The 26,782-nt window shown below is 34.3% G+C and carries 27 protein-coding genes and 3 tRNA genes; 19 read left to right on the plus strand and 11 right to left on the minus strand.

Going from position 1 to position 26,782, the window contains the following annotated elements:
* Positions 1 to 713 precede the first annotated feature (713 nt).
* The 5 genes from G6W41_RS01230 (at position 714) to G6W41_RS01250 (ending at position 4,207) form a co-directional block, all read left to right on the plus strand.
* The gene (locus tag G6W41_RS01230; RefSeq protein ID WP_194170367.1) at positions 714 to 1,079 is read left to right on the plus strand and encodes an SU10 major capsid protein; all 366 of its coding nucleotides are present in this window, start codon (positions 714 to 716) and stop codon (positions 1,077 to 1,079) included.
* Positions 1,048 to 1,296: a hypothetical protein gene (locus G6W41_RS01235; RefSeq protein ID WP_194170485.1), complete on the plus strand. Its 249-nt coding sequence runs from the start codon at positions 1,048 to 1,050 to the stop codon at positions 1,294 to 1,296. Before G6W41_RS01230 ends, G6W41_RS01235 begins: the two co-directional genes overlap by 32 nt.
* Positions 1,297 to 1,386: 90 nt before the next feature.
* Positions 1,387 to 2,553 (plus strand): Cj0814 family flagellar-dependent secreted protein, encoded by a 1,167-nt coding sequence (locus G6W41_RS01240; protein ID WP_194170368.1) that lies wholly within the window; start codon positions 1,387 to 1,389, stop codon positions 2,551 to 2,553.
* Between the two features lie 26 nt (positions 2,554 to 2,579).
* A complete protein-coding gene (locus G6W41_RS10005; protein WP_196779788.1) occupies positions 2,580 to 3,383 on the plus strand; it encodes a hypothetical protein in 804 nt (267 codons plus the stop codon).
* A gap of 11 nt (positions 3,384 to 3,394) precedes the next feature.
* Positions 3,395 to 4,207, plus strand: a complete 813-nt coding sequence (locus G6W41_RS01250; RefSeq protein ID WP_194170369.1) for a cell surface protein — start codon at positions 3,395 to 3,397, stop codon at positions 4,205 to 4,207.
* Between the two features lie 34 nt (positions 4,208 to 4,241).
* Here G6W41_RS01250 and G6W41_RS01255 read toward each other — a convergent pair whose 3' ends face one another.
* From G6W41_RS01255 to G6W41_RS01270, 4 genes are all read right to left on the minus strand, one after another.
* Entirely contained in the window at positions 4,242 to 5,285 is a 1,044-nt protein-coding gene (locus tag G6W41_RS01255) for a Cj0814 family flagellar-dependent secreted protein (protein WP_194170370.1), read from the minus strand.
* 148 nt (positions 5,286 to 5,433) lie between these two features.
* A tRNA-Leu gene (locus tag G6W41_RS01260) sits at positions 5,434 to 5,520 on the minus strand.
* Positions 5,521 to 5,591: 71 nt separating this feature from the next.
* A complete protein-coding gene (locus G6W41_RS01265) occupies positions 5,592 to 5,894 on the minus strand; it encodes an HU family DNA-binding protein (RefSeq protein ID WP_012001719.1) in 303 nt (100 codons plus the stop codon).
* Between the two features lie 124 nt (positions 5,895 to 6,018).
* A complete protein-coding gene (locus G6W41_RS01270) occupies positions 6,019 to 6,765 on the minus strand; it encodes a YaaA family protein (protein ID WP_194170371.1) in 747 nt (248 codons plus the stop codon).
* A gap of 141 nt (positions 6,766 to 6,906) precedes the next feature.
* On the opposite strand from G6W41_RS01270, the gene G6W41_RS01275 reads away from it, so the two are divergent.
* The 4 genes from G6W41_RS01275 to G6W41_RS01290 all read left to right on the plus strand — a co-directional run bounded on the left by G6W41_RS01275 (position 6,907) and on the right by G6W41_RS01290 (position 13,605).
* A complete protein-coding gene (locus tag G6W41_RS01275) occupies positions 6,907 to 9,222 on the plus strand; it encodes a flagellin (RefSeq protein WP_021088208.1) in 2,316 nt (771 codons plus the stop codon).
* A gap of 143 nt (positions 9,223 to 9,365) precedes the next feature.
* On the plus strand, positions 9,366 to 11,471 hold the full coding sequence (locus tag G6W41_RS01280; protein ID WP_430733010.1) for a DNA translocase FtsK 4TM domain-containing protein: 2,106 nt from the start codon (positions 9,366 to 9,368) through the stop codon (positions 11,469 to 11,471).
* Between the two features lie 117 nt (positions 11,472 to 11,588).
* Positions 11,589 to 12,707 (plus strand): GGDEF domain-containing protein, encoded by a 1,119-nt coding sequence (locus tag G6W41_RS01285; protein WP_194170372.1) that lies wholly within the window; start codon positions 11,589 to 11,591, stop codon positions 12,705 to 12,707.
* 523 nt (positions 12,708 to 13,230) lie between these two features.
* Positions 13,231 to 13,605: a hypothetical protein gene (locus G6W41_RS01290; RefSeq protein ID WP_194170373.1), complete on the plus strand. Its 375-nt coding sequence runs from the start codon at positions 13,231 to 13,233 to the stop codon at positions 13,603 to 13,605.
* Between the two features lie 74 nt (positions 13,606 to 13,679).
* Here the strand turns inward: G6W41_RS01290 and G6W41_RS01295 are convergent, their stop codons facing one another.
* Entirely contained in the window at positions 13,680 to 14,147 is a 468-nt protein-coding gene (locus G6W41_RS01295; protein ID WP_194170374.1) for a hypothetical protein, read from the minus strand.
* Positions 14,147 to 14,356, minus strand: coding sequence for a helix-turn-helix domain-containing protein (locus G6W41_RS01300; RefSeq protein WP_194170375.1), 210 nt, complete (start codon positions 14,354 to 14,356; stop codon positions 14,147 to 14,149). Before G6W41_RS01300 ends, G6W41_RS01295 begins: the two co-directional genes overlap by 1 nt.
* 292 nt (positions 14,357 to 14,648) lie before the next feature.
* Between G6W41_RS01300 and G6W41_RS01305 the strand changes: the two genes are divergently transcribed.
* From G6W41_RS01305 to G6W41_RS01340, 8 genes are all read left to right on the plus strand, one after another.
* Positions 14,649 to 15,026, plus strand: a complete 378-nt coding sequence (locus tag G6W41_RS01305; protein WP_194170376.1) for a hypothetical protein — start codon at positions 14,649 to 14,651, stop codon at positions 15,024 to 15,026.
* A gap of 93 nt (positions 15,027 to 15,119) precedes the next feature.
* Positions 15,120 to 15,338 carry a hypothetical protein gene (locus G6W41_RS01310; RefSeq protein ID WP_148804140.1) on the plus strand — a complete coding sequence of 73 codons (219 nt, stop codon included), beginning with the start codon at positions 15,120 to 15,122 and terminating at the stop codon, positions 15,336 to 15,338.
* A 544-nt stretch (positions 15,339 to 15,882) separates the two neighbouring features.
* Complete coding sequence (locus G6W41_RS01315) at positions 15,883 to 17,394, plus strand: hypothetical protein (RefSeq protein ID WP_194170377.1); 1,512 nt, start codon at positions 15,883 to 15,885, stop codon at positions 17,392 to 17,394.
* 3 nt (positions 17,395 to 17,397) lie between these two features.
* The gene (locus G6W41_RS01320) at positions 17,398 to 17,814 is read left to right on the plus strand and encodes a hypothetical protein (RefSeq protein WP_194170378.1); all 417 of its coding nucleotides are present in this window, start codon (positions 17,398 to 17,400) and stop codon (positions 17,812 to 17,814) included.
* A 2-nt stretch (positions 17,815 to 17,816) separates the two neighbouring features.
* On the plus strand, positions 17,817 to 18,941 hold the full coding sequence (locus G6W41_RS01325) for a zonular occludens toxin domain-containing protein (RefSeq protein WP_194170379.1): 1,125 nt from the start codon (positions 17,817 to 17,819) through the stop codon (positions 18,939 to 18,941).
* Positions 18,892 to 20,034 carry a type II secretion system protein GspD gene (locus tag G6W41_RS01330; RefSeq protein WP_103644209.1) on the plus strand — a complete coding sequence of 381 codons (1,143 nt, stop codon included), beginning with the start codon at positions 18,892 to 18,894 and terminating at the stop codon, positions 20,032 to 20,034. Before G6W41_RS01325 ends, G6W41_RS01330 begins: the two co-directional genes overlap by 50 nt.
* A 230-nt stretch (positions 20,035 to 20,264) precedes the next feature.
* Positions 20,265 to 21,605: a rolling circle replication-associated protein gene (locus tag G6W41_RS01335; RefSeq protein ID WP_194170380.1), complete on the plus strand. Its 1,341-nt coding sequence runs from the start codon at positions 20,265 to 20,267 to the stop codon at positions 21,603 to 21,605.
* Between the two features lie 2 nt (positions 21,606 to 21,607).
* The gene (locus G6W41_RS01340; RefSeq protein ID WP_194170381.1) at positions 21,608 to 22,480 is read left to right on the plus strand and encodes a tyrosine-type recombinase/integrase; all 873 of its coding nucleotides are present in this window, start codon (positions 21,608 to 21,610) and stop codon (positions 22,478 to 22,480) included.
* Between the two features lie 47 nt (positions 22,481 to 22,527).
* Here the strand turns inward: G6W41_RS01340 and G6W41_RS01345 are convergent.
* The 5 genes from G6W41_RS01345 to rpmB form a co-directional block, all read right to left on the minus strand.
* Positions 22,528 to 22,602, minus strand: a tRNA-Met gene (locus tag G6W41_RS01345).
* A gap of 27 nt (positions 22,603 to 22,629) precedes the next feature.
* Positions 22,630 to 22,704 (minus strand) — tRNA-Gln (locus G6W41_RS01350).
* A 134-nt stretch (positions 22,705 to 22,838) separates the two neighbouring features.
* Entirely contained in the window at positions 22,839 to 23,045 is a 207-nt protein-coding gene (locus G6W41_RS01355) for a DUF465 domain-containing protein (protein WP_021088212.1), read from the minus strand.
* A gap of 118 nt (positions 23,046 to 23,163) precedes the next feature.
* Positions 23,164 to 24,294, minus strand: coding sequence for a potassium channel family protein (locus G6W41_RS01360; RefSeq protein WP_009293929.1), 1,131 nt, complete (start codon positions 24,292 to 24,294; stop codon positions 23,164 to 23,166).
* A gap of 22 nt (positions 24,295 to 24,316) precedes the next feature.
* A complete protein-coding gene (gene rpmB, locus G6W41_RS01365; protein ID WP_002942221.1) occupies positions 24,317 to 24,508 on the minus strand; it encodes a 50S ribosomal protein L28 in 192 nt (63 codons plus the stop codon).
* Positions 24,509 to 24,660: 152 nt separating this feature from the next.
* Between rpmB and G6W41_RS01370 the strand changes: the two genes are divergently transcribed.
* Both G6W41_RS01370 and G6W41_RS01375 read left to right on the plus strand, forming a co-directional pair.
* Positions 24,661 to 25,407 carry a hypothetical protein gene (locus G6W41_RS01370; protein WP_194170382.1) on the plus strand — a complete coding sequence of 249 codons (747 nt, stop codon included), beginning with the start codon at positions 24,661 to 24,663 and terminating at the stop codon, positions 25,405 to 25,407.
* Positions 25,404 to 26,777: a hypothetical protein gene (locus tag G6W41_RS01375; RefSeq protein ID WP_194170383.1), complete on the plus strand. Its 1,374-nt coding sequence runs from the start codon at positions 25,404 to 25,406 to the stop codon at positions 26,775 to 26,777. Before G6W41_RS01370 ends, G6W41_RS01375 begins: the two co-directional genes overlap by 4 nt.
* Positions 26,778 to 26,782 lie beyond the last annotated feature (5 nt).

Here is a 26,782-nt window from a genome sequence, read left to right on the forward strand (position 1 = left end):
CTCCCTTACTGGGATGTTGGAAAAGTAGGTCGTTGCGGGCTTTGTTGTTTGTCTGCTTTAATTCTTATATTATTTGATTCTAGTTTTTATTAGTGTTTATTGCTGTTTAAGTATAAAATATTGGTTTTTATTTTTATTTTTAGATTATTGGTTTGATTGTCTTTTTATTTTTAGTTTTTTACCAATTTTTAAATTCTTTAGGCTGAATTTAACTTATGGGTTTTTCTAAAAAATAATGACATGGCTAAAGTAGAACTATAAAAAGAGTTACGATGATTAAAATTTTTAGATTAAAGCTCGAATGTATATGTCTTTATAAAAATTTGATATAAATTTTTTGGAATTTTAACAATGTTTTTATTCTTTTTTTAAATGAGTTGCGAAGTTTGAGAACCCAAAGCTTAAACTACTTGATGCAATAGACACAAGTAGCGACAAGATAGGCTTAGTTAAGAAAGTGCTACTAAATAAAGACATAAGTGACGAAGTAAAAGCTAAAGCAGTAAATAGGCTGACTAAAAATAAAATTAGTCAAGGTGCAAAAACTAGCTATATATCTACTAAAAACTCCAAAAATAATTAAAAGCCCTATCTTTAGGGCTTGTTCTCTTTTTCAAAGCAAACAAAAAAATATTCTTTTTGCCAAAATTGGGTAGATTTGACACAGCGACAAATGATAAATTGCCATTAAATTGCATAAAAGGAGCAAAGAAATGGCAATAACTACAACTGGGTTTCAAGCCCCGGCTACAAAAAGAGAAGGCTTAAAGCCCTCAGTCTATGAAAACATAATCTTAATAGGTGCTGACGAGACGCCTATACTTAAACTAATTGGCACTTCAAGTGTTAAAGGTATAGAGCACTCCTGGCTAACTGACAGCTTAGCTGCCCCTAAGAAAAACGCACAGCTAGAAATTTCTGACTTTGACGATCAGATAAAATCAAGCGTGCAAAAGACTTCAAACGCAGTGCAAATTTTTACTTCAAACGTTAGCGTTTCAAGAAGTATGCAAGCAGTGGCTACTTATGGCGGTAAAGAGCTAGAGCGTGAGACAGCTAAAAAGAGCAAAAGAGCATAAGCTAGATATGGAATACGCTCTTTTTGGTCTTGGTCGTGATGCTGATGTTAAAAACCTCTCTGATAAATTTACAAGTAAATTCCTAATCGGACTTGAAAACGGCAAAAGTATCACCATCAAAGAAATTTACAACATTACCTACCTTGAAAACGACCTCAAATTTAAGGAACTATCTAGCAAAGATAGGCTTTATAAAAAGGTAGATACGAGAGTTTAGGAGTAAATTTATGTAGACTAAAAACCTTTGTAAAATAAATCTTTTCGCAAAAAAGACGATATCTTTAGCATAAAGCTAAAAGGATATTAGATGATAAACACACTTGGTAGCTACCCCTTAAATTTAGAGCAGAACATAAAGGTATCAACCAAAGTTGCCACTAACCAAACAAGCTCAGAGGTTTTAGGCTACAAGGTAGATAAGGATGGCTACTTTACAGATGAGTTTAATAAGCAAGCTGGCATCCCAAGTGAATATAAAATTCACTCAAGCACGCTAGAGTCGTTAGTCAATGTTGCAGAGGGGACATCATTTTTTAGTCGCACCTTTAAAAGCATAGATATAGCAAAGACTGCTGGCAATGCCTACAAAATCCTCTCACAAGTAGTTGGTGAAGATACATTAAACTCAAAGGATAGCTTTAGCTTAGATGAGATAAGAAATTTCCCTCAAGGCTTTGAGTATAATCGCCAAAGCATGCAAGTAACTAAGATATATAACTCCATTTATGACTTTGATGCAGCTGCTTCTAGCTTTAACTACAAAGAGTCAAACAAGCAGATGATAAGCACGCTCTTTTTCAACCCAAGCTTTAATGGCGGAGATGGCAGGCAGCCACTAAAGCCAACAACAGATATCTTTAACAACAATAATGGTGGCAAAGAGAGTGTAGGGAGTGGTGTTTTTATCGATCCGCATGGAGAGAAATACACTAATAAAGATGGCTCAATAACTAAAGGCGGACTTTTAGCAGCTGTCATAAATAGCAACCTTGACGTCAAAGAAGGTGAAACCACAGTTTTTGGAAAGAAGCAAGGCTTTGATAAGAGTGTAGATAGTAAAGAATTTAGCAGGGCATTTGAGCTATTTGAGCTTATGGGCGAGATGAAATTTGGAGCAAATTTTAACAAAGCAAGCGACTCTGATCTAGCTGGTATGCCTGAATATATGCAAGAGTATGTTAAGTATAAAAGAGACCTTGTCTATGTAGATCTAACGACTGGGTTTGTCGGTAAGTATTCAGATGAAGAAGACGAACTATCATTTAAAAAGATGATGGAGCATAATCTAAAAATGCTAAAGCTACTCTTTGGTGAGATAGACAAAGACGGCAAAAAGAGCAAAGACTTTATGGATAGCTTTTTGAAATTTAGTATGCCACCTTTAAATTTAGTAAAAGAGCTAAATGAAAACCCAGCTGGAAAATATCTAGTAGATATGCTTGGTATAAAAAGAGATGTTGATATAAAGGCATAAATTTAAAAGAAACTAAGGATAGTAAAGTGCAAATTTCTAATAATCTTTCAACTCCTAACTATCTCTCAAGAGAGAACATAGCAAGGGAGATGGGTTTTAAATTTAACGATATAAACGAGATACTTAGTAACGATATGGGTCATGGTATGACATTTCCTAAGTATGCAAGGCTAGATGATAAAGAAAGAGCAAGAGAATACGACAGATATGATCACTCACTTACTGGATTTGTAAAAGGTGAAGGAGAGCCAAGAGTAAGCATACTTGGCAAGTTGATGGGCTATGACGACGCTTTTTCAAAAGATGAGATAGATGAGCTAAAGAAATTTATAGATGATAGCGGTGCTTTAGGGCTTGAGAGAAATCCAGTATTTGAGCCAAAAGGGATTTTTAAAGATCCATTAAATAGTAAAAAGCTTAGCGTTGATGATTTTATAGATCAGTTTGCAAATAAAAAAATCCTCTCTTTTATAGCTTTTGGTGGCAGCAAGACAGCTGAACTACTTGATAGCGATATGAGTGTTGATGAGTTTAAAGGCAAATGGGCTAAATTTGCACTAAATGAGCGTTTTGGTTTAGAGCTTGACGAGGAGCTAGCAAAAGAGATTATAAATTCTATCAACGATCTTGAAACACAAAACGAAGAAGATAAAAAAGAGAAGAAATTTACGCCTATACAAGTTACTAAAAAATCTCAAACCTATAAGTTTGAAGCCGATGAGAGATTTAAAGAGATATATAAATTTATAAAGAGTGAATTTGATAGTGGCAAGAGTATGTTTGAAATTTTAGAAAAAGTGGCAAAGCTTAAAGTGGATAAGACAGCATAAGGGGAGCTGAAATGATAACTAGCATAAACGGACTTAGCAACACATCGATACAAGATAACACTATTCAAAAAGAAAATGCAACAGAAAATGTAGCCAAAGAAGGCAAGCAAGATAAAAGCGTCATCGAAGAAAAATTTGATTACTCAAAGTATATGTTTAGACCCTGGACTGATAATGTAAAAGAATTTATCGATATAGACCAAAGTAAAGAGGACTGGATAACAGATACTATAAATCGAATTGATAATATGCTGTCTGATTATCCAATGAAAGAAAGAAGAGCTTTAGCATCAAAATACCCTCCAGAAACTATGGAAGAATTTAGAGTTGGGGAGTTACAAAGCTATATGGATTGGTTGCTTACAAACTCTATAGACGGCAAACCAACGATAGTTGGTAAAATGGTTGGTCTTGGCACAGCAGAAGAGGAGGCGGAACTAGAAGCTTTTGTAAATTCATTTTCTGAAGATACGATGATGAGTAATGATGGTGCTGCTTTGTTTGTTAGAGCTGATCTAAGTATAGAAGAGTTTAAAAAGCTTTATAAAGAAGATGTAGAAAAAACTACAAAAGAGCATAAAGAATTTTTAGCCAAACTACATAAAGAAGAAAAAGAATACAATGCAAATTTTGCCAAAGAGCAAAGTGAGAAGAAATTTAAACCTATGCAGGTTAAGAAGAAGTATGAGACCTATGATATAAATAAGGATCAGAAATTTCTCTATGCAAGAGAGCTTTTAAATTTCAAAGAAAAAAGAGGCATAGACGTCTTAGAACTTATGCAAAAGATAGATAAGAAGCAAATTTTAAATAAGATGGCTTGATGGATAAAGATAGCCACCTTTTAAATTTATCTATTTAAACTTTTGTCTCGTTTTGAAGCTTTGTGGCATGAGCTAGCACACTATCTACTATCTCACCAGCACTTTTGCCATCTTTTGAAGTGAGCAAATTTCTCTTTAGTAGCTCTTCTAAGATAAATTTGATCATCTTATCATTTTTTAAAAGCCTTGAGAGAGGCACTATATCATCAGCTAGGCTTTGCTCATTCATTAACTTTGAGTAAGAGCTTGCATCTGCGCTAAGCTTCGTCTCGCCACTATCACTAGCGATAGGACTAAAACTCTTTAAAAATCCCACAAACACACCAGCATTGCTATAAGTATCATCTGCTTGATATACCAACATATCAGGGTTAAATGTATATTCGTCACTAGCTCTTGTGTCAAGATGCTCTTTGCTAAAATTTAGCTCATAGACCTCGTGGCTTACTCCAAAGCCTCTAAGCTCATCTCTAACGATCTTTGCATCATTAAATTGATCAAATGTTTTATAGACATTTGTAACGGATATTAGGCTCACATCTTTTAAGAAATTTGCATTTTTACCAAAGGTTTTTTGGTTAGTATCCAGGCTAAATCCTTTTGGTAAATTTGCTAGATCAGCTTCACTATATCTATCTTTTTCATCGCCTACAATGCTTTTAAAAAGTTTATAGTAGTGCTTTGTAGTATCAGCTACATCTATCTTTTCAAAGGCAGCCTTGCTTCTATCTTGCGTAAAGAGATATGTCTTGTTGTTGTATCTAACTATCTCATCAAGTGTGCTTTTGTGAATTTTAAAGTCTTGCGGCAAACCTGCAGCCTTGTTAAAATCAGCTCCCATAAAGCCAGCCTTATCTACTGTGTAGCCATAAGCTTGAAGGTCATTAAAATTTAATGAGATGAGGCTATTTTGTGAAGAAGAGATATAAGTAAATTTGGCTGGCTCTTGGCTTGGCTCGCTAATCTTTTCTTTGGTCTTTTGGTTAAAGATATCACTAAAATTTAAAGATCTATCTTGTTTGTGTTGTTGCTTGGTATATGAATTTATATTGGTGCTTAAGATGCTAATATCATTCATGGTTTGCCTCCTAGCTTCTTTTATAGTTTAAAGCAAAAGGTGTTCCAGAAAAAATTGGTATTTCATGCTCCGTTGTTATTCAGTAAAAAATAATTACTTATAATTATATATCGTTACATGTATTTGGATTTTTTAAGATATTGTATAATGGTGCCCGAGGTCGGACTCGAACCGACACAAGGTTGCCCTTATCAGATTTTGAGTCTGACGCGTCTACCAGTTTCACCACTCGGGCTAAGTTAAGATTGAATTTTTAAGTTTGTGAGAAGAAAGAAAAAGGGGAGACTTGCTCCCCGAAAAAGAAAATTATTTCTTTTTACCTTTTTTAGCAGCACCAGCAGCAACTGCTTCTTTAAGTTTTTTGCCAACTTTGAATTTGACTGCTTTGCTAGCAGGAACGTCGATTACTTTCTTAGTTCCAGGAACTCTAGCTTTCCTTGCAGCTCTGTCAGCAGTACCGAAAGTACCAAAGCCTATAAAGCTAATTGTATCGCCTTTTTCAAGAACCGCTTGGATTGTCTCCAAAGTAGCATCAACAACTTTTAGAGTATCTTTTTTTGAAAGACCAGCCTTGTCGGCAACCGCTTGAATAAATTCAGCTTTTTTCATGAACCATCCTTTTAAGAAGTTATGCGGCAATTCTACACTCTTTTAAAAAAAAATACAATACTTTTTCCCTAAATTTAGCTCTTTTTTTGCATTTTTTTAGTAAAAAAGACCAAAATTTGAACTTTCACTCACAAATTTCAAACGTAAGCTCGTTTTTTAGCCCTATCTTTTTCATATCTACAAGCTTTAAATTTTCAAAATTTAGAGCCATTAGCTCATCTTTGTTTGTCACTTTAGCATTTGCGATCTGGCGCAAAACCTCACCTCTATAAGCTTTTGCATGGTGGCTTAGTATCTTTTTGTTTTTCAAAAAACAAAATGTTGTAAATTCTTTTTTTACCACATAAAATTTTTCATAAAATTTAGCTCTAAGATCTAAAATTTCATCATTTTCTAAAAAGCTATCGACTGCCTTGCTAAAATTTTGCTCATAAAATTTACAAATATCAAAGCCAGCTAGCTTTTCGCCTTGTTTTAGTTTATACTCAGCTATCTCATCTTTTGCCAAAATTGGCCCAAATAAATTTGAAAATATCAAAACATTATTATCTATATATTTTTGAGCCTCAAAGCTTAGTCCGCGGTAGTTTAGGTGCTTGTAGGCAACGCCGTCATATCTTAAGATAGCTTTTATGCTACCTTTTTTAGATAGGCTTTCTCGCAGTTGCTCGCTATCCTCAAGCTCTTTTAGTCCAAAAAGCTTTTTTATCTCGTCTAAATTTGCACTTTTTAAAAACTCATCATATCGTTTTAAAATTTCAGCCCTTTTGCTAAAAAGCTCAGAAAATATCAAATTTTTACCATCAAATTTATCATTTGTATTTAGAGAAATTTTGCTTTCGCTTGGTGAGAAGAGGATTTTTAACGCCATTTTCTTTCCTATTTTATATATGTAAATTTTGGCAGATTATACAATAAAACTTTTTTGCACTAAAAAAAATCAAATTTTCACCGATATATCACAAAGCGGAATTATTCTTGCTTAGAGTGAATAAAAATTTAGGGAAAAATTATGAGAATTACAAATCAACTACGTTTTAGTCAGACTTTGCACGACTATCAAAAAAATATGGTTGGCGTAAATAAAAGCTACCAGCAGCTTTCAAACGGACTTAAAATCCAAGATCCATACGACGGTGCTGCGGTTTATAACGATGCGATGAGGCTTGATTATGAAGCGACCACTCTCACTCAAGTGGCTGATGCTACCGGTAAGTCAGTAAATTTTGCAAAAAACACAGACAATGCGCTGAAAGAATTTGAAAAACAGCTTGAAAATTTTAAAACAAAAGTCGTTCAAGCAGCCAGCGACGTGCATAGCACAACATCTCTTGAAGCTTTGGCAAACGACCTTCAAGGCATCAAAAATCACCTTGTAAATATTGCAAATACCTCTATAAATGGTCAGTTTTTATTCTCAGGTAGTGCTGTGGATACTAAGCCGATCGATGGCTCAGGTAAATATCAAGGCAACCGCGACTATATGAAAACCTCAGCCGGTGCGCAGGTTGAGCTACCTTACAATATCCCAGGATTTGATCTTTTTTTAGGAAAAGATGGCGACTACAACAAAATTTTAACAACAAACGTGATGCTAGCTGATCAAACTAGAACCGACATCTCTTATGCACCAAAATATCTTGATGAAAATAGCAAGATAAAAAATATGATCGGTCTAAACTACGCAAGCGACTCAGTTGTGGGCAGTGATGGCTCTTACAAAGGCACTATCGAGCCAGATTTTGACTTTTTGGATACTTCAAATGTAAATTTCCCTGACACATACTTTTTCATGCAGGGCAAAAAGCCAGACGGCACGACATTTACGAGCAAATTTAAAATGAGTGCTGATACGTCAATGGCTGGTTTGATGGAGAAGATCGGCATGGAATTTGGCAACACAAAGACGACAAAAGTTGTCGATGTGAGCATAAATAACGACGGACAATTTAATATAAAAGACCTTACTAAAGGCAATCAAACGATAGACTTTCACATGGTTGCAGCTACTTCTGTGGCGACAAATCGTGGTGCGATAGCTCCAAACAATACTCTTGATACGATAAATTCGCTACAAAGCCTTGAAAATATGGCAAATGCTGTGCCAAAAACGGTTCATATAACTGAATTTACAAAGAGCAAATACCTTGATAAAGATGGAAATTTAACAAACGCATTTGACTACGATAAGGTTAGGTTTGAGCGAAAAGACAATGAACTTATCGCAAATTTACCTCAAGTAGCTAGAAGAACTGGTGAGTTTGCAACCGATCAGACCAAGCTAAGTGAGGTTTCTGGTACAAAAGAGAGCTACAATAGAAATTTATACCCAAAAGATGTCGATGCTAGAAAGAGAGAGCTTTACAATATAGATAATCAAGAGATAGGTCTTCAAGTAAAATCAATCACTGGCACAACGTATGACATCAAAGTAAAAATGGGCGAAGCAGGTGGCACAAACACCCCAGTGCAGTTTCAAATAACATCAACAACAGCTGCTGGTGTGGTATCTCCAACTAGAAATTTGACCGTCTATAACTCTGATGAATTTGGTAGTTACAGAACCTATGCAAGCGACTTTACATATCGTCAGCTAATGGACATCGTAGCAATGGCTGCAAGTGACAACATCCCAAATCCTCCACACGCAGAGAATGCGAACTTTGATACAGATATCGAAAAAGTAAGAAGAGATCAAAACTATAATGCCTATAAAGACGCCCTATCAAAGACTAAAGGCGCAGTAGAGGTAAATTTAGACGATCGTGGCAGGATGGTTTTAACTGACAAGACAAAATCTGTTACAAATATAGAGCTAACCATGTATGATGCGAAAAATGGAGATATATTTGACGGAGATAGCACTGGTATGAACACAGCTGGCGCTGCAAGCCACCCTCAAGGCAAGGGCTCAGTATTTAGCTTTAACGAAAATAATGCTTTAACTATCGATGAGCCAAGCACAAGTGTCTTTCAAGACCTTGATGATATGATATTTGCCGTTAGAAACGGCTACTATAGAGCAGACGCTAATAATCACGACCCGCGAAATACCGGCATGCAAGGCGCTTTAAAAAGGCTGGATCACTTGATAGATCACGCAAATAAAGAACTTACAAAGATAGGCTCTCAAACAAAGCTACTAACTGCGACAAACCAGCGTGCGGAGGTCATGAAAGTAAATGTGCTAACTGTTAAAAATGACGTCATAGACGCAGACTATGCAGAGTCATATCTTAAATTTACACAGCTTTCACTCTCATATCAAGCTACTCTTCAAGCAAGCGCTAAGATAAATCAACTAAGCTTGCTAAACTACCTAAACTAAAATGATAAATCAGCAGGCCTAGCTTGCTGATTTTTTAAAAATTAAACTCAAGCGTGCTATAATAAGCCTTTTTAACAAAAGGATCTAAAATTTTAAGACATATATTATTTACTATTTTTGTTTGTTTTTTTATATATTTTGGTATCGCTACGGCTGCTCCGACTGCTGATTTTGTAGGCTCACTTGGACAAAGCCTTGGCGTTTTTAATATTAAATATTTTGGACTTATAGCCTATGTTTATCCATTTTTACTTATCGTTTTAGGCTATTTTGTATATAAAAATTTTAAGAAATTTGACTTTGATTTTGCCCAGTTTGTAGTTGGGATTTTTCTATTTTTTATCGCATTTTTGATGTTTCAAGCGCTAAGTACTTCTGGGGCAAATAGCGGCGTGATAGGCGGCTTTATAGTCTCAGCGCTAAAAGAAGTCATCGGCGCTATCGGCACTGCGGTTGCTATACTTATGATATTTATCATCTCACTTGGACTTGCTTTTAGAGAAAATTTTATCATCGTTTTAAGAAAGGCTTTTGTAGATAAAGAGCCAAATAGCTATGAAGAAAAAAGCAGAAGCGTAAAAGAGGTAAGGGCAAGGCAGATACCAAAGATAGAGCGCAAAAAGCCAAAAGCTGAAGAGATAAAAGAAGAAGAGCTTATAGACGCTCAGGTGCTAAATGATGATGAGCCAAATTTAGATAGTGAGCCAGAATTTGAACCAGAGCCAGAGATGGAGCCGGCACAAGAGAGCAGACCTGCAACCATAGGCGGGGTTGAAATTTTAAATGAAGTGGCTGAAAACAAAAAACTTCTTGATCAGATAGAGCGCGGCAAGGTCGAAAAACCAAAAGACTTTGTCTTGCCGCCACTTAAATTTCTAAACGATCCCCCAAAGCGCTCGCACAATATCAATGAGGCCGAGATCGACCAACAAATTTCAAATTTGCTAGATAAACTGCGTAAATTTAAGATAGATGGTGACGTGGTGAGAACTTATACTGGCCCTATCGTCACGACATTTGAGTTTCGCCCAGCCCCGCACATCAAGGTGAGTAAAATTCTCACTTTGCAAGATGATCTAGCGATGGCGCTAAAGGCTCAAACTATCCGTATCCAAGCGCCGATCCCTGGCAAAGACGTCGTTGGCATAGAGGTGCCAAATCAAAATTTAGAGACGATTTATCTAAAAGAAATTTTAGAGAGTGAAGTCTTTAAAAACGCGAGCAGCCCGCTAACCATGGCTCTTGGTAAAGATATCGTGGGCGCTCCTTTTGTGACTGACCTTAAAAAGCTCCCACATTTGCTAATAGCTGGAACAACTGGATCTGGTAAGAGTGTGGGCATAAATGCGATGCTTTTAAGTTTGCTTTATAGAAATAGCCCACAAACTTTGCGCCTAATGATGATCGATCCAAAGATGCTTGAATTTAGCATATATAACGACATCCCACATCTTTTGACGCCTGTTATCACAGAGGCTAAAAAGGCGATCACAGCGCTTTCAAACATGGTCGCTGAGATGGAGCGAAGATATAAGATAATGAGCCAAACTCGCACAAAAAATATAGAGAGCTACAACGAAAAGATGAAGAACGAGGGCGGCGAGCAGTTTCCATATATCGTCGTGATCATCGATGAGCTGGCTGATCTTATGATGACTAGCGGCAAGGATGTGGAGCTTTACATCGGCCGCCTAGCGCAGATGGCAAGGGCTAGTGGCATACACTTAATAGTAGCGACCCAGCGTCCAAGTGTCGACGTCGTGACTGGCCTTATAAAGGCAAATTTACCAAGCAGGATAAGCTATAGAGTAGGGCAGAGGATCGATAGTAAGGTCATCCTTGATCAAATGGGAGCTGAGAGCTTGCTAGGGCGAGGAGATATGCTATTTACGCCTCCTGGAAGCCCTGGAGTGATCAGGCTACATGCGCCATTTGCAAGCGAAAAAGAGATCGAGACAATCGTAAATTTCTTAAAAGAGCAACAAGATGTGATTTACGATGAGAAATTTCTAGCAGAAGAGGGCTCTAGCGCAGGCTCAGCTGCTGGTGTGCTAGGTGAAGAAGAGCTTGATGAGCTTTATGAAGAGGCAAAAGAGATCATCTTAAGCGAGCAAAAAACATCGATCAGCTACCTGCAAAGACGCTTAAAAATAGGCTACAACAAAGCTGCAAATATAATCGAGCAAATGGAGAAAATGGGTGTTTTAAGCCCAGTCAATGCAAAAGGCCAAAGAGAAATTTTAGTTTAATATAATTTTATATTTAAAAAAATAAACTAATCTCATTACTTGCAAAGAAATTTATTTATATATAAGTTATATTAAAATAAAATAAAGTGCAAATAAAGCTATGCAGGGAGTAGTAAAATGGCACAACAAGTCGTATTTGCTTGGGGAAGGGAATTTGAAACAAATATTAAACAAGTTGATTCTGAACATAGATATTTGGTTGAAATAATCAACTCTTTAGGGAATAAACTTGCTGCACATAATACAACTTTAAGTGATCTTATACCTTTGTTTGAAGAACTGGTTAGTTATTCGAAATATCATTTTTCAAATGAAGAAGGGTTGATGCTGGAGGCAGGCGTTGATGCAAGACATGCCAAAGAACATCTTAAAGCTCATAAAATTTTTATCAAAGAAGTTACATCAAAATATAAAAATTTAAATTCAAATAATATAAAGATTGAGGCAAAGGAGCTACTTGACTTTTTGGTGCAATGGCTAACCTTTCATATACTTGGCATAGATAAAAATTTATCCGCTCAAATGCGACTTATAAAATCAGGCTATACTCCAGAACAGGCATATGAAGAAGTTAGTGGAGTAAATCATGAGCAGCTTGATACTTTAGTTAAATCTTTTAATGGTGTTTTTGGTGTTTTGATGAAATATAATGAAGAACTTTTGATGCTTAAAAATTCACTTGAAGAAAAAGTTAAACAGCGCACAGAAGAGTTGATTGAGAGTAATAAAAAACTAGAAATTTTAGCGATGACAGATCAATTAACAGCACTTGCAAATCGTCGTAGAATGAGTTATGAGCTTGAAGCCTGTTTGCAAAAATACACTGAAAGCAAAGTTCCATTTACGATTATAATGTTCGATCTTGATAATTTCAAAACTATTAATGATACTTTTGGACATGATGCTGGTGATGTTGTGCTTGTGGAATTTTCAAATGTCCTTAAATTTAATCTACGCACCGATGATATAATATGCCGTATAGGCGGAGATGAATTTTTAGTAATATGTCCTGACACTGATGCTGATGGTGCATTAAAAATAGCTACAAAAATCCATAAAAAAATAAATAAAATACGTATCGAATTTACAAATGCTTGTTGGATCGGATCTGCAAGTATCGGAGTTGTTACAGTAAATGATAATATCGCAGCAAAGGATAAAATTTTAAAAGCTGCTGATGAATCAGTTTATGATGCTAAAAATGCTGGAAAAAATAAAGTTGTTTGTTTTAAATGATTTTTAGATTTCAAGTTTGAAATTTAAACTAAAAATATAACTTCTCGTTTTTTAAAATTTTTATTCATTTTTATTCGAAGAATAATATACCCTTTTTACCGTATAGACTTAGAATGCTACTCGAAGTTTAAGTCTAAACCAAACTTCAAAGGACTTCAAGCTAGGCAAGTAATACCCAAAAGACCTGCTTTAAGAGACGATGAACTTCTAAGTGCTAAAGAGTTTTTATATAACAGAGTTAAAAAATCTAAGGCACTATCTAGCGTAGAGATATACGAACTCTTTATAGTGCTATCTAATCTTGGACTAAGACCTGCTGAATACTTTGCATTAGAGCTTGGAGTAAACTTCGAGCACGATACACTCTCTATCTCAAAGGCAATTAAGACACATAAAACTAAGAAACCTATCATAGGAGCTCCTAAGAATGAACAAAGCAGAACCCTACCTTGCGGAGAGAGTGTTATGGAAGTCTTTAGAGTCATTAAGCAACGCTTAGAAATAGCTAAGAGCGTAAGTAAAAGTGGAAGCTAGAAAACTCTTTACAGAGACAAAAGATGACCCAGTGCTTAAAATGACCTACTACTGGGTATCTCAAGGGGCTTATGATAACTGCAGAGACCTACCACTAGATAAGTGTCCTATAACCCACCTAAATATTGATAGTAGCAGTAGGATGTGGTGGTTAGTAAAAGAGTTTTTAGGATATAAGGGAGATGATAGTGCTCACGGACTTTACGTATTACGCCATACAGTGGCTTCTAGGCTAGTGAGTTTAAAAGGATTTAACGCTCATAAATTAATGAGATTTATGGGTCATAAGGATATAAAGAGCAGCTTGCATTACGTCCATCTAAATGTTGATGATATACGCGATGGCACAGGGGTTGGCGTTTAGTTTTTAGTGTAGGGTATTTGGTTGCGGAGGACGGATTTGAACCGCCGACCTTCGGGTTATGAGTGTTATGCGCTTTATTTTATGTCTATTTTGATATCTTTTTTAAGCCTTGTATTCTTTACTTGCTTGCTATCTCCAAGCCTTTGCATTATTAGTTTGTCGTTTGTGCCTATTATTTCAACTAGGTATTTATTAAATTCTATTTTCTTAATTATTTTTATATCGTTGTTTGCTAGATTTTTAAATCTTCCATTTAGCATTTTTTCACCGCTGTTGTTTTGGTTATAAAATTCTATGTTTATTATTCCTTGCTCTCTTGTGTAGCTCCATCTTTCGTGTATAAATTTGCCATCTTCTAGATCATAAATAAATCCGTCATCTTTGATTTCAACTTTCCATCTATTGCCTGGACTTGTCATAAAATTAACAAATTGATTGTTTTCTGTTGTGATTTCCCATTTACCCATTATATTTACGTCTTCGCCAAAGTCATAACAAATAGCATTTATTGAAAATATTAGTATTATTAGTATTTTTTGCATTATCTTGTTTCCTTTATATTTATTTTTCCATTATTTGCTTTTTCTTTTATTTTTTCTAACTTTTCTAAGAATTTTTGGGTTTCTGAAATTTGTTCGTCTAGTGCTAGACCTTGGTTTATTAGTCTTATTAATTCTGGTTTTTCTTTTTCCCAGTTTGTGAGCGTGTTTCTAGTGATATTTAATTTTTCTGCTAATTCTTGTCTAGTCATTTTTAATACTTTTTGACAAATTATTTGGCATTTTATTAATTTTTAAGGTTTTTTTATTTAACATTTCACTATCCAAATGCATAATTATTGTGCATAGTTTTTTGATTTTTTGTGTCGCAACAAAATTATATCAAAAAAAGTTTTTAAATCTAACATAATTGTAATTATATCTATAATTATTTTAGATTTTGCCCTGAATATGGCACAAAACTATTCTAGCCCCGTTTGGACGAAACACCTTTTCGGGGCTGTGTTAAATGGTGTTTCAAATAAATAAAAAAAGGTGTTAAACATGCAAATCGTTAAATCTGACTATGATTTAAAATACATTCTAAAAGGTGGTCTTGTAAGAAGTTCAGCTTCTGGCAAGTTTGAAGGTAATGACTACTCTTCTTCTGTTCGCATATCTTCATCAAATATCTATGACGTTGTCAATGAAAAGACTGGCTTTACCGATGAAGTAGAGCAAAAGGTCGTTTTTAAAATAATTTGTCCTGATAACAACACGGCTGGACTTGTAGCAAGTGCTATAAAAGAGAAATTTCGTAAAGGCGAAGAGATACCGGTTGAAGGTGGCTTCCCAAACGATCAAAGAATTATCACAATAGCAAATCCAGTTGAATACTTCCTATTTGATACAAAGCCAGCTAAAAAGACTGAAAACAAGTAAATAAAGGGGTTTAGCCCCTTTAACTATTTATATAAGCGTGTTTCCTTATATAAGTAGTTAAGGCTACTAAATTTCTTAAAAAAAGGATTTCAGATGAAATTTCTTGCTTCTGCTAAATCTAAGGTTTTAGCTGGTGTTGCGGCTGTTAGCGTTCTTTCAAGTAATGCTTTGGCTGCTGGTATAACAATGGCGGCTGACGGCACTGTTACGGGCGATCTTAATGTTGGTCCGTTTATGAGTATCGCTGGCGCTGTTCTTGTTGCTTATGGCGTGTTCTTTGCTGTTAAAAAGGGTCTTGGTCTTTTGAAATAAAAGGCTTTTTGCTCTTTATAATGGTGTTGCCCCTTTAAAAGGGGGCTAATTTTTAAAAAGGTTAAAAATGTATTTTGATTTTATAGACGTTACGAAATTTGGTATATTTTTAAACTCTTTCTTTGGTGCTGTGATCGTTTTCTTTGCGATAGTTTTTTCCATATCTTCAGCCTTAAACCTTTTTAAAAATTAGCCCTTAAATTTATAGCTTAAAGCAGAGTGCGAAGCAAAGCTTTAAGCCGACAAACGAAGTGCGTCAGTAATGTATAGGATATAAATATTATGGATAAAGTCTATCTAAATTTAACATTAGAGCAATATAACTTCTTGATGTCCCTGACTGGGGCATTATGTGGGTTTTTGCTCTGTATGTTTATTTTTATAGTCTTATCCAAAATTTAAAAAAGGTGTTTAAATGTTTAGTGTGATTGGCGTCCCAGCTTTTGACTATTTTTTCTCTATATTTATTTGGTTTATGATCTTAACCTTGCCGATTTGTGCTGGCTTAGTCCTATTTACAAAAAAGTTTTTTTAAGGATTTCTTATGAAATTTCTTTTAAAAATTCTTTGCCTGCTTAGCTTGTTAAGCTCTTTAGGTTTTGCTTTTAATTGGCCTGATGCTTATAGTATTGGTTTATATCGTGGTAACTCTTTAAGTAGATATAATCTTGGTTCTTCTGTTGATGCTTTATTGATGCCTGATAATTTTATAAAAATAGATAACGATGTTTATCAACATAATAGTTTTAATGTTGAGTTTGTTGATCTTTCTTTAGGTGTTTCTTGGGCTGGGTTTCAATTTGATAGTAAGAATTTAACTTTATATTCTTATTTTTCTTCATTTGGGCAAAAGTCTTTATATTGTTTATTTAATAATGGTGTTAATATTGGTTCTTGCAAAGATAATTCTTCATCTTTTCAAGGTGCTTTAGATGTTAGATCTGTAGCTTTTTCTTATGTTAAAATTTATAGTCTTTCTAAATTTACTACTTGTAATGCTGGCGAGAATTTTAACACTAATTTAAAACAATGCGTGCCAGCTTGTCCAGCTGGTCAGTCTTGGGATGCTGAAAACAATCTTTGTTATGTTGATTGTTCTGATAAAAATTTAAATAAATATGGCTATTCAAACGGTACAGCTCAAGGCGGTTGCGTTGATTGCTCTAACGCTTTAAGTGATGATCAAATAATGCGTTGCGCTTGCTCTGGTTTTGGTTCTTCTTATGAACCTGGTGTGATGGTGATTAAACCACCTTTTAAATTTGGTAGTTGCTCAGATGGTAAATTAATTCGTTTTAAGCCTAAATTGAATGATAAAGATAAAGACAAAGATAAAAAGAAAGATAACAACTCTACAAATTCAAGCGATAAAGACAAAGAAAACCCTAAACCTGATAAAGATAAAGACAAGAAAAATGATAACAACTCTACAAATTCAAGCAATAAAGACAATAAAAAAGAAGATACTAAACCTAATAAAAAGGACAATAATGAAAACTCAAACAACTCTGGCGGGGAAGCTGGCAACCCTTCAAATAATAATATTGGTGGCACTTCTGGCAATGGTTCTAGCGGTGGCGGTGGGACTGGTGTAGAAACAAAGCCAAATCCTAATAACGGCAATGGCAAAGAAAACGGAAAAGGTGACGGCAAAGAAGACGGCAAAGGCGAAGAAGGTAGGGGTGATGATGCTGAAGCTCAAAAATTAGATTTTGGCGATCTTGAAAAAGATGCAGGTAAATTTGAAGGTGAATTTAAAAAAGCCGTTGATGATAGTTTTAGTTTTGTAAATGATGTAAAAGCTAGTCTAATGGATACTTTGCAAAAGATTAAAGACGGAAATTTAATGTCTTTAAATAAGGGTTCTATTTCAAGCACTTGCCCTTTAAATTATAGAATTAACTTAATATATTTTGAAAAAGATGTAACTTTTGATATTTGCAAATCTATTTCTCCAGCTTCTCAAACTCTTTATTATTTCTTTTATGTAGCCTTTTTTGTTTTGTTCTTGGTGCTTATTATCAAGTTATTTTTATTTACTTTTATGGGGTGGTAGTATATGCCAGCAATTATTGCAGTGATTTTTAATTTTTTTAGCTTCTTTAAGTGGGGAAAAATTGTTGATTATGCTCTTCGTGCTGTTACTTTTTCAAAAATGGTTATTATTAATGCCATTTTGGGCGGTTTAATCCTTTCTTACGCAACCGCTGTTCTTTATATTATAAATTTTATATATTCGAAATTTAATTATATTGTTGATTTTATTAATAATCTTTCTGTAGGCAATGATAAGCTTTTTGTAACTGCAATTTCTGTTTTAAGGGCTTTAGGTGCTTGGAATGCTTTTTGCGATGTATTTGCTATTTTCTCGCCTATATTGTTGAGTTTCTTTGTTATCTACGCTACGAAAATAGGTATTGTAGTCTTTAGATTTGTTCGCGAAACTTTAATAACCTTTATTCTTGCTAAGCTATAAAGATGATTACGTATTTAGTCGGCAATCCTGGAAGCGGTAAAACTTATTACGCTGTCTTTATGATATATAAGCTCTTTCTTTATGAGCCTAAGAAGACATTTTTAACTAAATTTGTTAAACCTAAAGAAAAGCCTAATTATTCATTTTGTTATACGAATATTAATGAGTTTAAATTTGATCTATGCGATAAATTTAAAAAGTTTGATTTTGATGAATTTTATTTAGGCTTAAGAAATTTATATGCTCTTTACAAGACTGGTGCTACCGATAATGAAGTAAATGAAAAAGCCAAAGAGTTAAATTTATATGGTTGTGTATTCGTTCTTGATGAGTGTCACAACTTCTTTAAAAATCAAAAAGATGAAATTTTAGTTTGGTGGCTTACATATCATAGGCATTTATATCAAGATATTTATTTAATTACGCAAGATCTAACGCTTGTAAATAATGAATATAAACGCATCGCAGAGAAATTTTATAGGGCTGTTGATAGCTCACGAAGATTATTCTCAAAGAAATTTCGTTATGAAGTGTATGCCAGCTTTAGGCTTTATAAAAAAGATCAATTAGAGATTATTAATATTCCATTTCTTGAAGAAGTATTTAATCTTTATCACTCAGGGCAAAGCTCAAATAAAAAATCATTTGTTCGCTTCTATTTCTTTTTAGCTGTATTAGTCTTTGTTTTACTTTTACTTTATTTTTATTTTATTGTTATGTCTATGTTTGAAGTTGAAAATCCTGATAAAGATGTTCCACCTATTGAAAATAAAACTATTGTTCCAGTTTCCGAGCAGCCTAAAAATTCAAATTTATTCTTTGATGATAAAAAGCTTAAAAACAATAATATTGATCTTTCTGAAATTTACATTTATGATATTACTTGCCTTAACAATAATTGCCATTTTAGCGATGATTATCATTTGTACCCATTATCATTGATTAGTTACATTTCTTCAACGCATACCCCATTATATTTTTATTTCGAGCCAAAATCTCACGAGCTTGTTAAATACTATTACGTATTTGACAAGCCAGTTTTTCAAAATTTACAAAAAAATAACAAAGGTGTTTCCGATGAAAAGTTTAATCAAATTCCTAATTCTTCCGTGTCTGCTATTAAATAGCCTTTTTTCTGCTGAAATTTATACTGATCTTTTAGATTTCGCACGTTTAACGAGTAAGGCGAACAATATAGCTATTGTAACTGATGAGAGCATTCATCAAGGCGAATACTATTTTATCTATCAAGACGAAGTAAAAATAACGATTTCGATGTTTAGAAAGATGCTTGAAGCAAAGAATTTGTATCTTTACAAAAAAGATAATTTTTACTATGTAAGCTCTCAAAAATTGCCTGATTATGATTTAAGGCGTATCGATCTTAAAAATTATGTTGTCGAAGATGTCAATAAAATTTTAAGCCAGTTTGATCTAAATGCTACCTATGCGACCGCTTCAAATTCTGTCTTCTTTAGGGCTGATGATTACATTTTTGATCAAGTTAAAGACGCTATCGCTAAGATCGATAAAAGCTTAGAGCAAGTAACATTTAAGCTTACAATTACTGAAACAAATTTAAAAGATATAAAAGATTTAGGCACAAATTTGCAGGGCTTACTTAAGCCACTTAATCACGGCGATTTAGCTTACTATATAAATTTAATTACTTCGCCTTACATTACTAATTCAAACGTCATTAAAAACGATGATAGTGCATTTTTTGGCATATTAAATTTTCTTGATACAAACGGCATTACAAAAATCATCTCTTCGCCAGTCTTGACGGCAAAAAATCACACAGAAGTTTATTTTAGTTCTGTCCAAAATATCCCTTATCTTGTTTCAAAAACTGATATATCAAACGTTAATTACCAAAAGACTGATAGTTATGAATATAAAGACATTGGTTTAAAAATCAATTTAAAGCCTATAATCCTATCCGATCACATTGATTTTGACTTACATCTAATCCTTGAAGATATTCTTTCTCAAAGTTCATCTCTAACGCCCATTGTTTCAAAGAAAGAGCTTAAAAGTTCATATTCTTTAAAGCGTGGCGACGTTCTGGTTCTTAGCGGCATAAATAAAAAAACTACTGCTAAGCAACGTAACGGCGTGCCTATCCTTAAAGATATTTGGCTTCTTAAGTATCTTTTTTCAGTAGAGCAAGACAGCGAAATAAACTCTGTTTTAACTCTCACAATTCAAATAATTTAATGTTTTAAGGGGTGTAGGGGATATCCCCTACAAAAGGCGAGTAGTAAGCTTTTTAGTTCGTCCAGCCTTTTCGAGCCGTGCAACAAACGAGCCAGCTGGGTCATAAAAGCCCCCTTTCGCCTAAGTGTGTTTTGGCGTAGCCAAAAAGCCAACCATTTGTGCGGACGAAGTCCGCCAAATGGTGGCTCTTGTCAAATTAATAAAAAACTTTCACCTTTAAGGAAGCGACTATGCGAGCAAGGAATTTATACGGTGTTTCGCCCTTTGATGTAGAGCTTTGTCAAGAGAAGCTTGATAGTCAAAGGGAGTATATGCGCTCTTTTTCTTTTGTTAATAGTTTAGGGCAGGTTAAAAATTTGCTTGATATTTCAATGTCAGCAAACTTTAGCCCGAAATATTACGCTGAAGTGTCTAACCGCGTTAATGTGTTTAGCTCATTTGCTATTGATAACTTTCAAGTGCCAGTTTTCTTAACGATCACTTTAAACGGCTGTTTTAGGGGTGCTTTAAATGGCGATTATTCTAAATTTAAGTCTATTGATTATAAGTATTTACCTGATGAAATCAAATATAAGGCTAAAAATTTAGCACCTTTGACTATCTCTGATTTGGTTGCCGTATTGAATTACCAATGGGTTTTGTTTCTTAAGCGCTATCATAAAGCATTTAAAAAAATAGATAGAAGCTATATAAGATGTTTTGAGCCACACAAAAAAGACGGCGTGCCACATATTCACGCTTTATTTTACGTCCCAGCCTATACGCTTGATTTTATGAAAAGAATTTATACAAATATCTTTTATGCTCCACAAAATTTAAAGACAGACGCCATTACAAGTGAGCAAGAGAAAAACGGCGAGCTAAACGGCTTTCAAACTTCAATTAATAATCCCAGTGGCTACGTGATGAAATATATTCAAAAGACTTTCATAAATTTAAAGGAAACTCAGGATTTCGATGAGCTTTCTGCGTGGTATGTAAAGCATAAGGTTAGACGTTTTTTAAGCTCACGCACTAAAGTGCCTTTGTGGGTGTATAGAAAGATTAATTTTATTAGCTCAATGCAAGACTTTTATCATTTAAACGACTTAACAAACGATCATAGGGCATTAATTGAGTGGAATAAAAAAGATGATTATATTTATATAAATTTGCCTTTTAATAAAGAAGAGATCATTTATTTAAATGGCAGATTGGAGCATTTTATAAATGGCAGGCTTATGAATTTTTACGATAGATTAAAGATAAATAATAAAGTTGATGAAGATGCAAGCGATGAAATAAAGAATTTTGGTAGCACTTTAAAACAAAGGCAAATTTTAAAAATTTGCGATGAATTGTTTAAGACTGAAAAAAGAGTTAAGCCAGTAAGCAAAATGCGAGATTATGAGCTAGTTAATTATTATCAAAGCTTGGGCGGTGATGTGAATGTTCAACACTTGGCTTACGTTGAAAATTTAATGCTAGATCGTAATTTAGATAACTTTACACACTATCACGAAAGGCACGATTTAAATGCCCCTGATATTGATAGCTTTGTAGATAGATTTTTGATTTGTAATGAGTTTTAAAAATGTGTTTAAATGATCTTTTTGATAATTATATTAGCTATTATGAGCTTATATTAAGCTCTTCAACCCTTAGAAGTGATATAGCTACTTATAACAAGCATTTTAAAAACTCGCTTGGATTAAGAGATATAAAAAAGATAAATTTTATTGATATTCAAAAGTTTTGCAATGATCTAATAAAGCAAGAATACAAGATTAAGACAATTAAAAATATTGTCGCTAAGCTTAAAGTTATCTTTAAGCTTGGCATCAAGCTGGAGCTAATAAGTAAAAATCCTTGTGATTTTATTGAGCTTCCAAAATTTGACAATAAAAGATATTTTGATTATCCGATAGCTATTCAAAAACGCTTTATAAAAGCTATTTGTGAAAATACCGATGCAAGCTCTGATATATTCTTTTTTTTACTTCACGGCAGGCGTAAAAATGAAGTATTAAGCCTTAAATTTAGCGATATAAACTTTAAAACAAGAACTTATACTATCCCTTTTAAGATCAATAAGGCGAAAAGAGATATGATTTATAAGATGAGTGATGAGTTATATTCTAGGCTTTATAAAAGGTATATAGTAGCTAAAGAGCAAAAACGTCTAAATGATTATGTATTTATTAATCCTATGACAGATGATAAATTTAAAGATTTGCGTAAAAGTTGGGCTTCACTTCTTAAAAGAAATAATTTGCCAAAGATAAGATTGCACGATATTAGGCATTTAATAGGCACATACTCAATTAATTATCTTAAAATTCCTATCGAGCAAGTATCATTTACGCTAGGTCATACAAATATAATTACTACGCAAAAATATATAACTGCAAACGTCAAAAAATCTAAAGAAACTATCGAAATTTTGCTTAATTCAATTTCAGAGTAATTTAAGCATTTTAAAAAGTGGCTCGGAGTGCCGATAAAATGGGTATTTGGTTGCGGAGGACGGATTTGAACCGCCGACCTTCGGGTTATGAGCCCGACGAGCTACCACTGCTCTACTCCGCGATAAGAGTTATTTGGGATTTTTAAAAGTGGATGGGGTAAGAGGATTCGAACCTCTGAATGACTGGACCAAAACCAGTTGCCTTACCGCTTGGCGATACCCCAATGTTTTTAAGAGTTGTAATTATATAGACTTTAATGCCATTTGTCAAGGTTTTTTGTAAAAAAATTATTTTTATTAAAAATAAAATTTTCCAAACCAAGATTTAAAAGCAAAAAATGGTTTGGAAATGGTTTGCTTATTTTTGCTCTTTGTATTTTAAAACTTGAGCGTAAATTTCATCTTTTAGTTTTAATTTTTCTTTTTTCAAGGCATCAAGCTCAGAGGCTTGCGCTGCTTTGCTATCTATCTTTTCATTTAGCTCGTCATGCTTTTTGCAAAGTGCGGCAAAATGAACATCTACTTTTTTCAACTCATTTATGAGATCAGTGTATTCGTGTAACATACGTAGCTCCTGTAAAAAATTTATAAATTTTAACAAGGCTTTGTAAATATTTGGCTATCTAAATTTAGATCTATAAAAGCTTAGTGGTTAAGTCAAATTTATCACAAAATGCAAAAAACTAAACGTATTTTAGCTCTTCTGGCTTATGCTTGCTCTTTACTAGGCGTTTGGTTAGTCGTATGCCATCAACTGTGCCGATGACTAAAAGCTTTGTGCCTGTGCCAATTAGAGTGTCACCATTTGGCATCGGGATAAATTTATTATTTATGTCTCTAATGCCGACCACGTCAGCGTTTGTGATATTTCTTAGGTGCGTCTCTTTTAGTCTTTTAAACCTGATCCAAGAGTAGTCAGGCACAAGAATTTCTTCTATGTCGATAGGTGAGCTTTTTGTGTATAGAAATTGCTCGAGTAAATTTTCCATATCAGGTCTTACGCTCATGGCACTTAGACGCTGTGCGACTAGGCGAGATGGGCTGACTACGTTATCAGCACCAAGTTTTTTAAGCCTTTGTGTGTCATCTTCACTGTCGGAGTTTGTGATGATATGGTAAGGTTTTTTGCGGCCTATCTCTTTTTCATAAAGTCTAACAGATGCGATAAGTGCGATATTGTCAGCGATATTTGGGCTAAGAGTGATTAGTCCTTTTGCACTTGATAGATGCGTTTTTAAAAAGGCGATTTGAGTGTGAGGCTGAGCTTTTATGAAGTATGGATACTTGTAAATTTGAGCTAATTCTGCGATGTCTTCTCTGTCATCAACCACTACAAATGGTATGTGATTTTCGCGAAACTGAGCACTAAGCTCGATCGTGTAGAGGTTGTGATAACAAATAACGAAGTGATTTTTTAGTCTTGCGATCTTGTAAAGCATACGCCTTTCCTTTAAAATGCTAATTAATGTGCCTCTTTTTAGAACTTCTACAACGATACCGATTGATAGCGTAAAAATGATGAAGCCAACAAGGATAAATGTTATAGTAAAAATTCGCCCCTTTGGAGTTATGGGCGCAACTTCGGTAAAACCGACCGTCGTGAATGTCATACCTGCTTGGTAAAAGGCATCTATGAGAGAGAAGTTATCTATAAAGATATAACCCAGTGTTCCAAAAAGTAACAGTAATACCACTGAAATTAGTGGAAATCTAAAAGGTTTTAGTTGTTCGTAAAGCTCAGTATCTAGGCTTATTTCTGGTTTTGCGGAGTTTGACCAGTTGAGGAATTTTAAAAGTCTTGAGAGAAAAGACATAAATTCCTCTTCATTTTATCTCTTAGTTTGACTGCTTTTTCATTGTTCTTAGAGTAGAAGCAGCAACTTTTATTCTTCTTGTTGTGCCATCTTCTAGAGTAACACGGATAGTTCTAAGATTTGGTAAAAATCTTCTTTTAGTTTTATTGTTGGCGTGGCTCACGTTGTTGCCTACCATTGGTCCTTTGCCAGTTATTGCACATCTTTTTGACATTTTTTTTCCTTATAAACAAAAATTTCTGCTGATTTTATCTAAACAAAACCAAAGTATTGCTTAAAATGAACATTTATATTTATAAGTTTTGTTGATTTTTTATTTAATTAAGGCTAAAATAGCCCCAAAATAAAAAAATCGGTAAAACAAAAATGCTAACTAAAAATCAAATAGATGAAATTTCAAATTTTATCTATACAATGCCCGATGTTTTTTATGAGTGCCAAAAGCATTTAGATGAGGGCGACATCACTGCTGCTATGGAGCTTTTTAGGGGTGACGAAGTTTTTAAAGCATATTTTACTACTGTTATAAAATTAGGAGATTTTGCTCTTAAAAGTTGGTCAAAAGATATATATTTAATGGCATATATGGTTGGCATAGACAACCTAAAAATGATAATTTGCTCTTATTTTGTTTTTATCAAATCTCCAAAAAGATATAAAAATTTTGGTGTAAATTTACACTCGATGATGGAGTTTAATGCCAAATTTCTATCTGATTGGAGCAAGCTTCTAAACTATCTTGGGCTAAAAAATCAAAAAAATTTGTTTCTAGCTGCCTACGCGCTAATTTTGTTTATATTTTGCGAGCTGATCTTTTTAAAGTATCCACACTCGCTTAAACATATCGTTGGTTTTTCTGATATGAGCTTTGATAGGATCTTGCAGCGAAGGTTTGATATTTCGCTATTTGGAGTACTTTTAAAGCTTGCGGGATGGGATAGCGATAGGCTCACTAGAGAAGAGGTTTTGGTCTTAAAATACTTTAAAATTTTGCTCTCTTATGAGGCAAGCATTGCTAAATTTTTTGACTTTGGCATCGATAGGATCACCGATGTTAGCGTCCATGCTTCGGCTGATATGGTTATAAATTTAAAAAAGGCTCTTAGAAAATGAAAGTAACTTTTGAGGGCTCTTTAGCCATAGTTAGGCCATTTGGATTTTTAGAGGTTAATATCACCCCTTCAAGTATCAAAAAGGCCGAAGTAGAGCAAATTTGCGCAAGGCAGATAAGCGCCATTTTGCTTTCATTAAAAAATGTCACATTTTTTAGCCCACTTTGGCTAAATAGCACATGCGAGCATCTATCAAGCATCGCCAGAGAGATAGGCGCTGAGTTTGCAGTCTGCGACTATGACGATACTTTTTACGAGCTTGTCGCAAAGACTTCAAAAAATATTTTGAGATTTTCACTCTTTGAAAATGAAAAAGTTGCGACGCTGTTTTTAAACGATACACTAGCAGATAGCAGCGAAGCTATCGTGATTTATAACAAAAATGAGCAGTACAAAGACTACATCAACTCGCTTTTGGAGCAAAAGTGCTACAAGTGTAAATTTGTAAAAAGCGTAGAAGAATTTAACGCTGCCAAACAAGCTTACAAATACACCATTAGCACCCTAAATCACATCGTTTTAGGTAAAAAAGAGTTTAGCACCTTTGTAAGAGGCGACGTTGTCATTTACAAGGCAGCAGGGCTTATAGATAGCTCTTTTGTGCAGAATTTTGACTATAAATTTCACGAAAGGTTGCAAAAAATTGGCTTTAAATTCTTTGTTTTTTGGTCTGATTCGGTTGGCGCTTTAAATACCATAGGTGCTAGTTTTTTGATAAAACTATCTGAGCTGAGCCAAAAAAGTGGCGCTATAGTGGCGATTTGTGGCTTAAATGAGGGCAACATCTCAGAGACACTTGCGTCAAATTTAAAAGCGGCAAAGATACTTTTATATAAAAAGATGGATGACTTTTTCAAAGATGACTCGACGCTTTATTTTAAAAAGCGCCTTATCGACATTGAGCCCACAAAGATGAATAAAAATTTAGTTGAGTTTTTGCCACTTGTCATTTCAAGCGTCACAGACGTGCTCTCGCCTTTGATAGAGAGTGAAATTTTATGCCTTGATGCAAAGATCAGCAACTTTAATGTAGAGGGCGAAAATGACTATTTGAGGGCTTGCGTGCTCTTTTATGGCGACATACAGATGAGAATTTTGCTTGGTGTTAAAAAGGACAAGCTTGGTAAAATTTGCTCGATTTTTTCAGATAATGGCGATCTAGAGTGTGGCTGTTTAAGCGGATTTTCTCAAATTTTTAGTATCATTGCAAGCAAAATTTTAGATATTTTCATCGAGAGAAATTTAAAGGTAAAACTTAGCAACTTTAAATTTTTCGAAAATGAGATGTTTTTTGACAGAGCAAGCAGTGGAATTTATGCCACATTAAATGCAAAAGAGAGCCAAACTGGCGTGATTTTTATAAGTAAATAAGGATT

It is taken from the genome of Campylobacter concisus, from assembly GCF_015230035.1.
GTDB classification, from domain to species: domain Bacteria; phylum Campylobacterota; class Campylobacteria; order Campylobacterales; family Campylobacteraceae; genus Campylobacter_A; species Campylobacter_A concisus_BK.

Excerpts from the sequence above, each read along its gene's own strand:
- G6W41_RS01230 (WP_194170367.1), top strand. The coding sequence starts at position 714 with ATGGCAATAACTACAACTGGGTTTCAAGCCCCGGCTACAAAAAGAGAA.
- G6W41_RS01240 (WP_194170368.1), top strand. The coding sequence starts at position 1,387 with ATGATAAACACACTTGGTAGCTACCCCTTAAATTTAGAGCAGAACATA.
- G6W41_RS01250 (WP_194170369.1), top strand. The coding sequence starts at position 3,395 with ATGATAACTAGCATAAACGGACTTAGCAACACATCGATACAAGATAAC.
- G6W41_RS01255 (WP_194170370.1), bottom strand. The coding sequence starts at position 5,285 with ATGAATGATATTAGCATCTTAAGCACCAATATAAATTCATATACCAAG.
- G6W41_RS01265 (WP_012001719.1), bottom strand. The coding sequence starts at position 5,894 with ATGAAAAAAGCTGAATTTATTCAAGCGGTTGCCGACAAGGCTGGTCTT.
- G6W41_RS01270 (WP_194170371.1), bottom strand. The coding sequence starts at position 6,765 with ATGGCGTTAAAAATCCTCTTCTCACCAAGCGAAAGCAAAATTTCTCTA.
- G6W41_RS01275 (WP_021088208.1), top strand. The coding sequence starts at position 6,907 with ATGAGAATTACAAATCAACTACGTTTTAGTCAGACTTTGCACGACTAT.
- G6W41_RS01285 (WP_194170372.1), top strand. The coding sequence starts at position 11,589 with ATGGCACAACAAGTCGTATTTGCTTGGGGAAGGGAATTTGAAACAAAT.
- G6W41_RS01295 (WP_194170374.1), bottom strand. The coding sequence starts at position 14,147 with ATGCAAAAAATACTAATAATACTAATATTTTCAATAAATGCTATTTGT.
- G6W41_RS01300 (WP_194170375.1), bottom strand. The coding sequence starts at position 14,356 with ATGACTAGACAAGAATTAGCAGAAAAATTAAATATCACTAGAAACACG.
- G6W41_RS01305 (WP_194170376.1), top strand. The coding sequence starts at position 14,649 with ATGCAAATCGTTAAATCTGACTATGATTTAAAATACATTCTAAAAGGT.
- G6W41_RS01310 (WP_148804140.1), top strand. The coding sequence starts at position 15,120 with ATGAAATTTCTTGCTTCTGCTAAATCTAAGGTTTTAGCTGGTGTTGCG.
- G6W41_RS01315 (WP_194170377.1), top strand. The coding sequence starts at position 15,883 with ATGAAATTTCTTTTAAAAATTCTTTGCCTGCTTAGCTTGTTAAGCTCT.
- G6W41_RS01320 (WP_194170378.1), top strand. The coding sequence starts at position 17,398 with ATGCCAGCAATTATTGCAGTGATTTTTAATTTTTTTAGCTTCTTTAAG.
- G6W41_RS01325 (WP_194170379.1), top strand. The coding sequence starts at position 17,817 with ATGATTACGTATTTAGTCGGCAATCCTGGAAGCGGTAAAACTTATTAC.
- G6W41_RS01330 (WP_103644209.1), top strand. The coding sequence starts at position 18,892 with ATGAAAAGTTTAATCAAATTCCTAATTCTTCCGTGTCTGCTATTAAAT.
- G6W41_RS01335 (WP_194170380.1), top strand. The coding sequence starts at position 20,265 with ATGCGAGCAAGGAATTTATACGGTGTTTCGCCCTTTGATGTAGAGCTT.
- G6W41_RS01340 (WP_194170381.1), top strand. The coding sequence starts at position 21,608 with ATGTGTTTAAATGATCTTTTTGATAATTATATTAGCTATTATGAGCTT.
- G6W41_RS01355 (WP_021088212.1), bottom strand. The coding sequence starts at position 23,045 with ATGTTACACGAATACACTGATCTCATAAATGAGTTGAAAAAAGTAGAT.
- G6W41_RS01360 (WP_009293929.1), bottom strand. The coding sequence starts at position 24,294 with ATGTCTTTTCTCTCAAGACTTTTAAAATTCCTCAACTGGTCAAACTCC.
- rpmB (WP_002942221.1), bottom strand. The coding sequence starts at position 24,508 with ATGTCAAAAAGATGTGCAATAACTGGCAAAGGACCAATGGTAGGCAAC.
- G6W41_RS01370 (WP_194170382.1), top strand. The coding sequence starts at position 24,661 with ATGCTAACTAAAAATCAAATAGATGAAATTTCAAATTTTATCTATACA.
- G6W41_RS01375 (WP_194170383.1), top strand. The coding sequence starts at position 25,404 with ATGAAAGTAACTTTTGAGGGCTCTTTAGCCATAGTTAGGCCATTTGGA.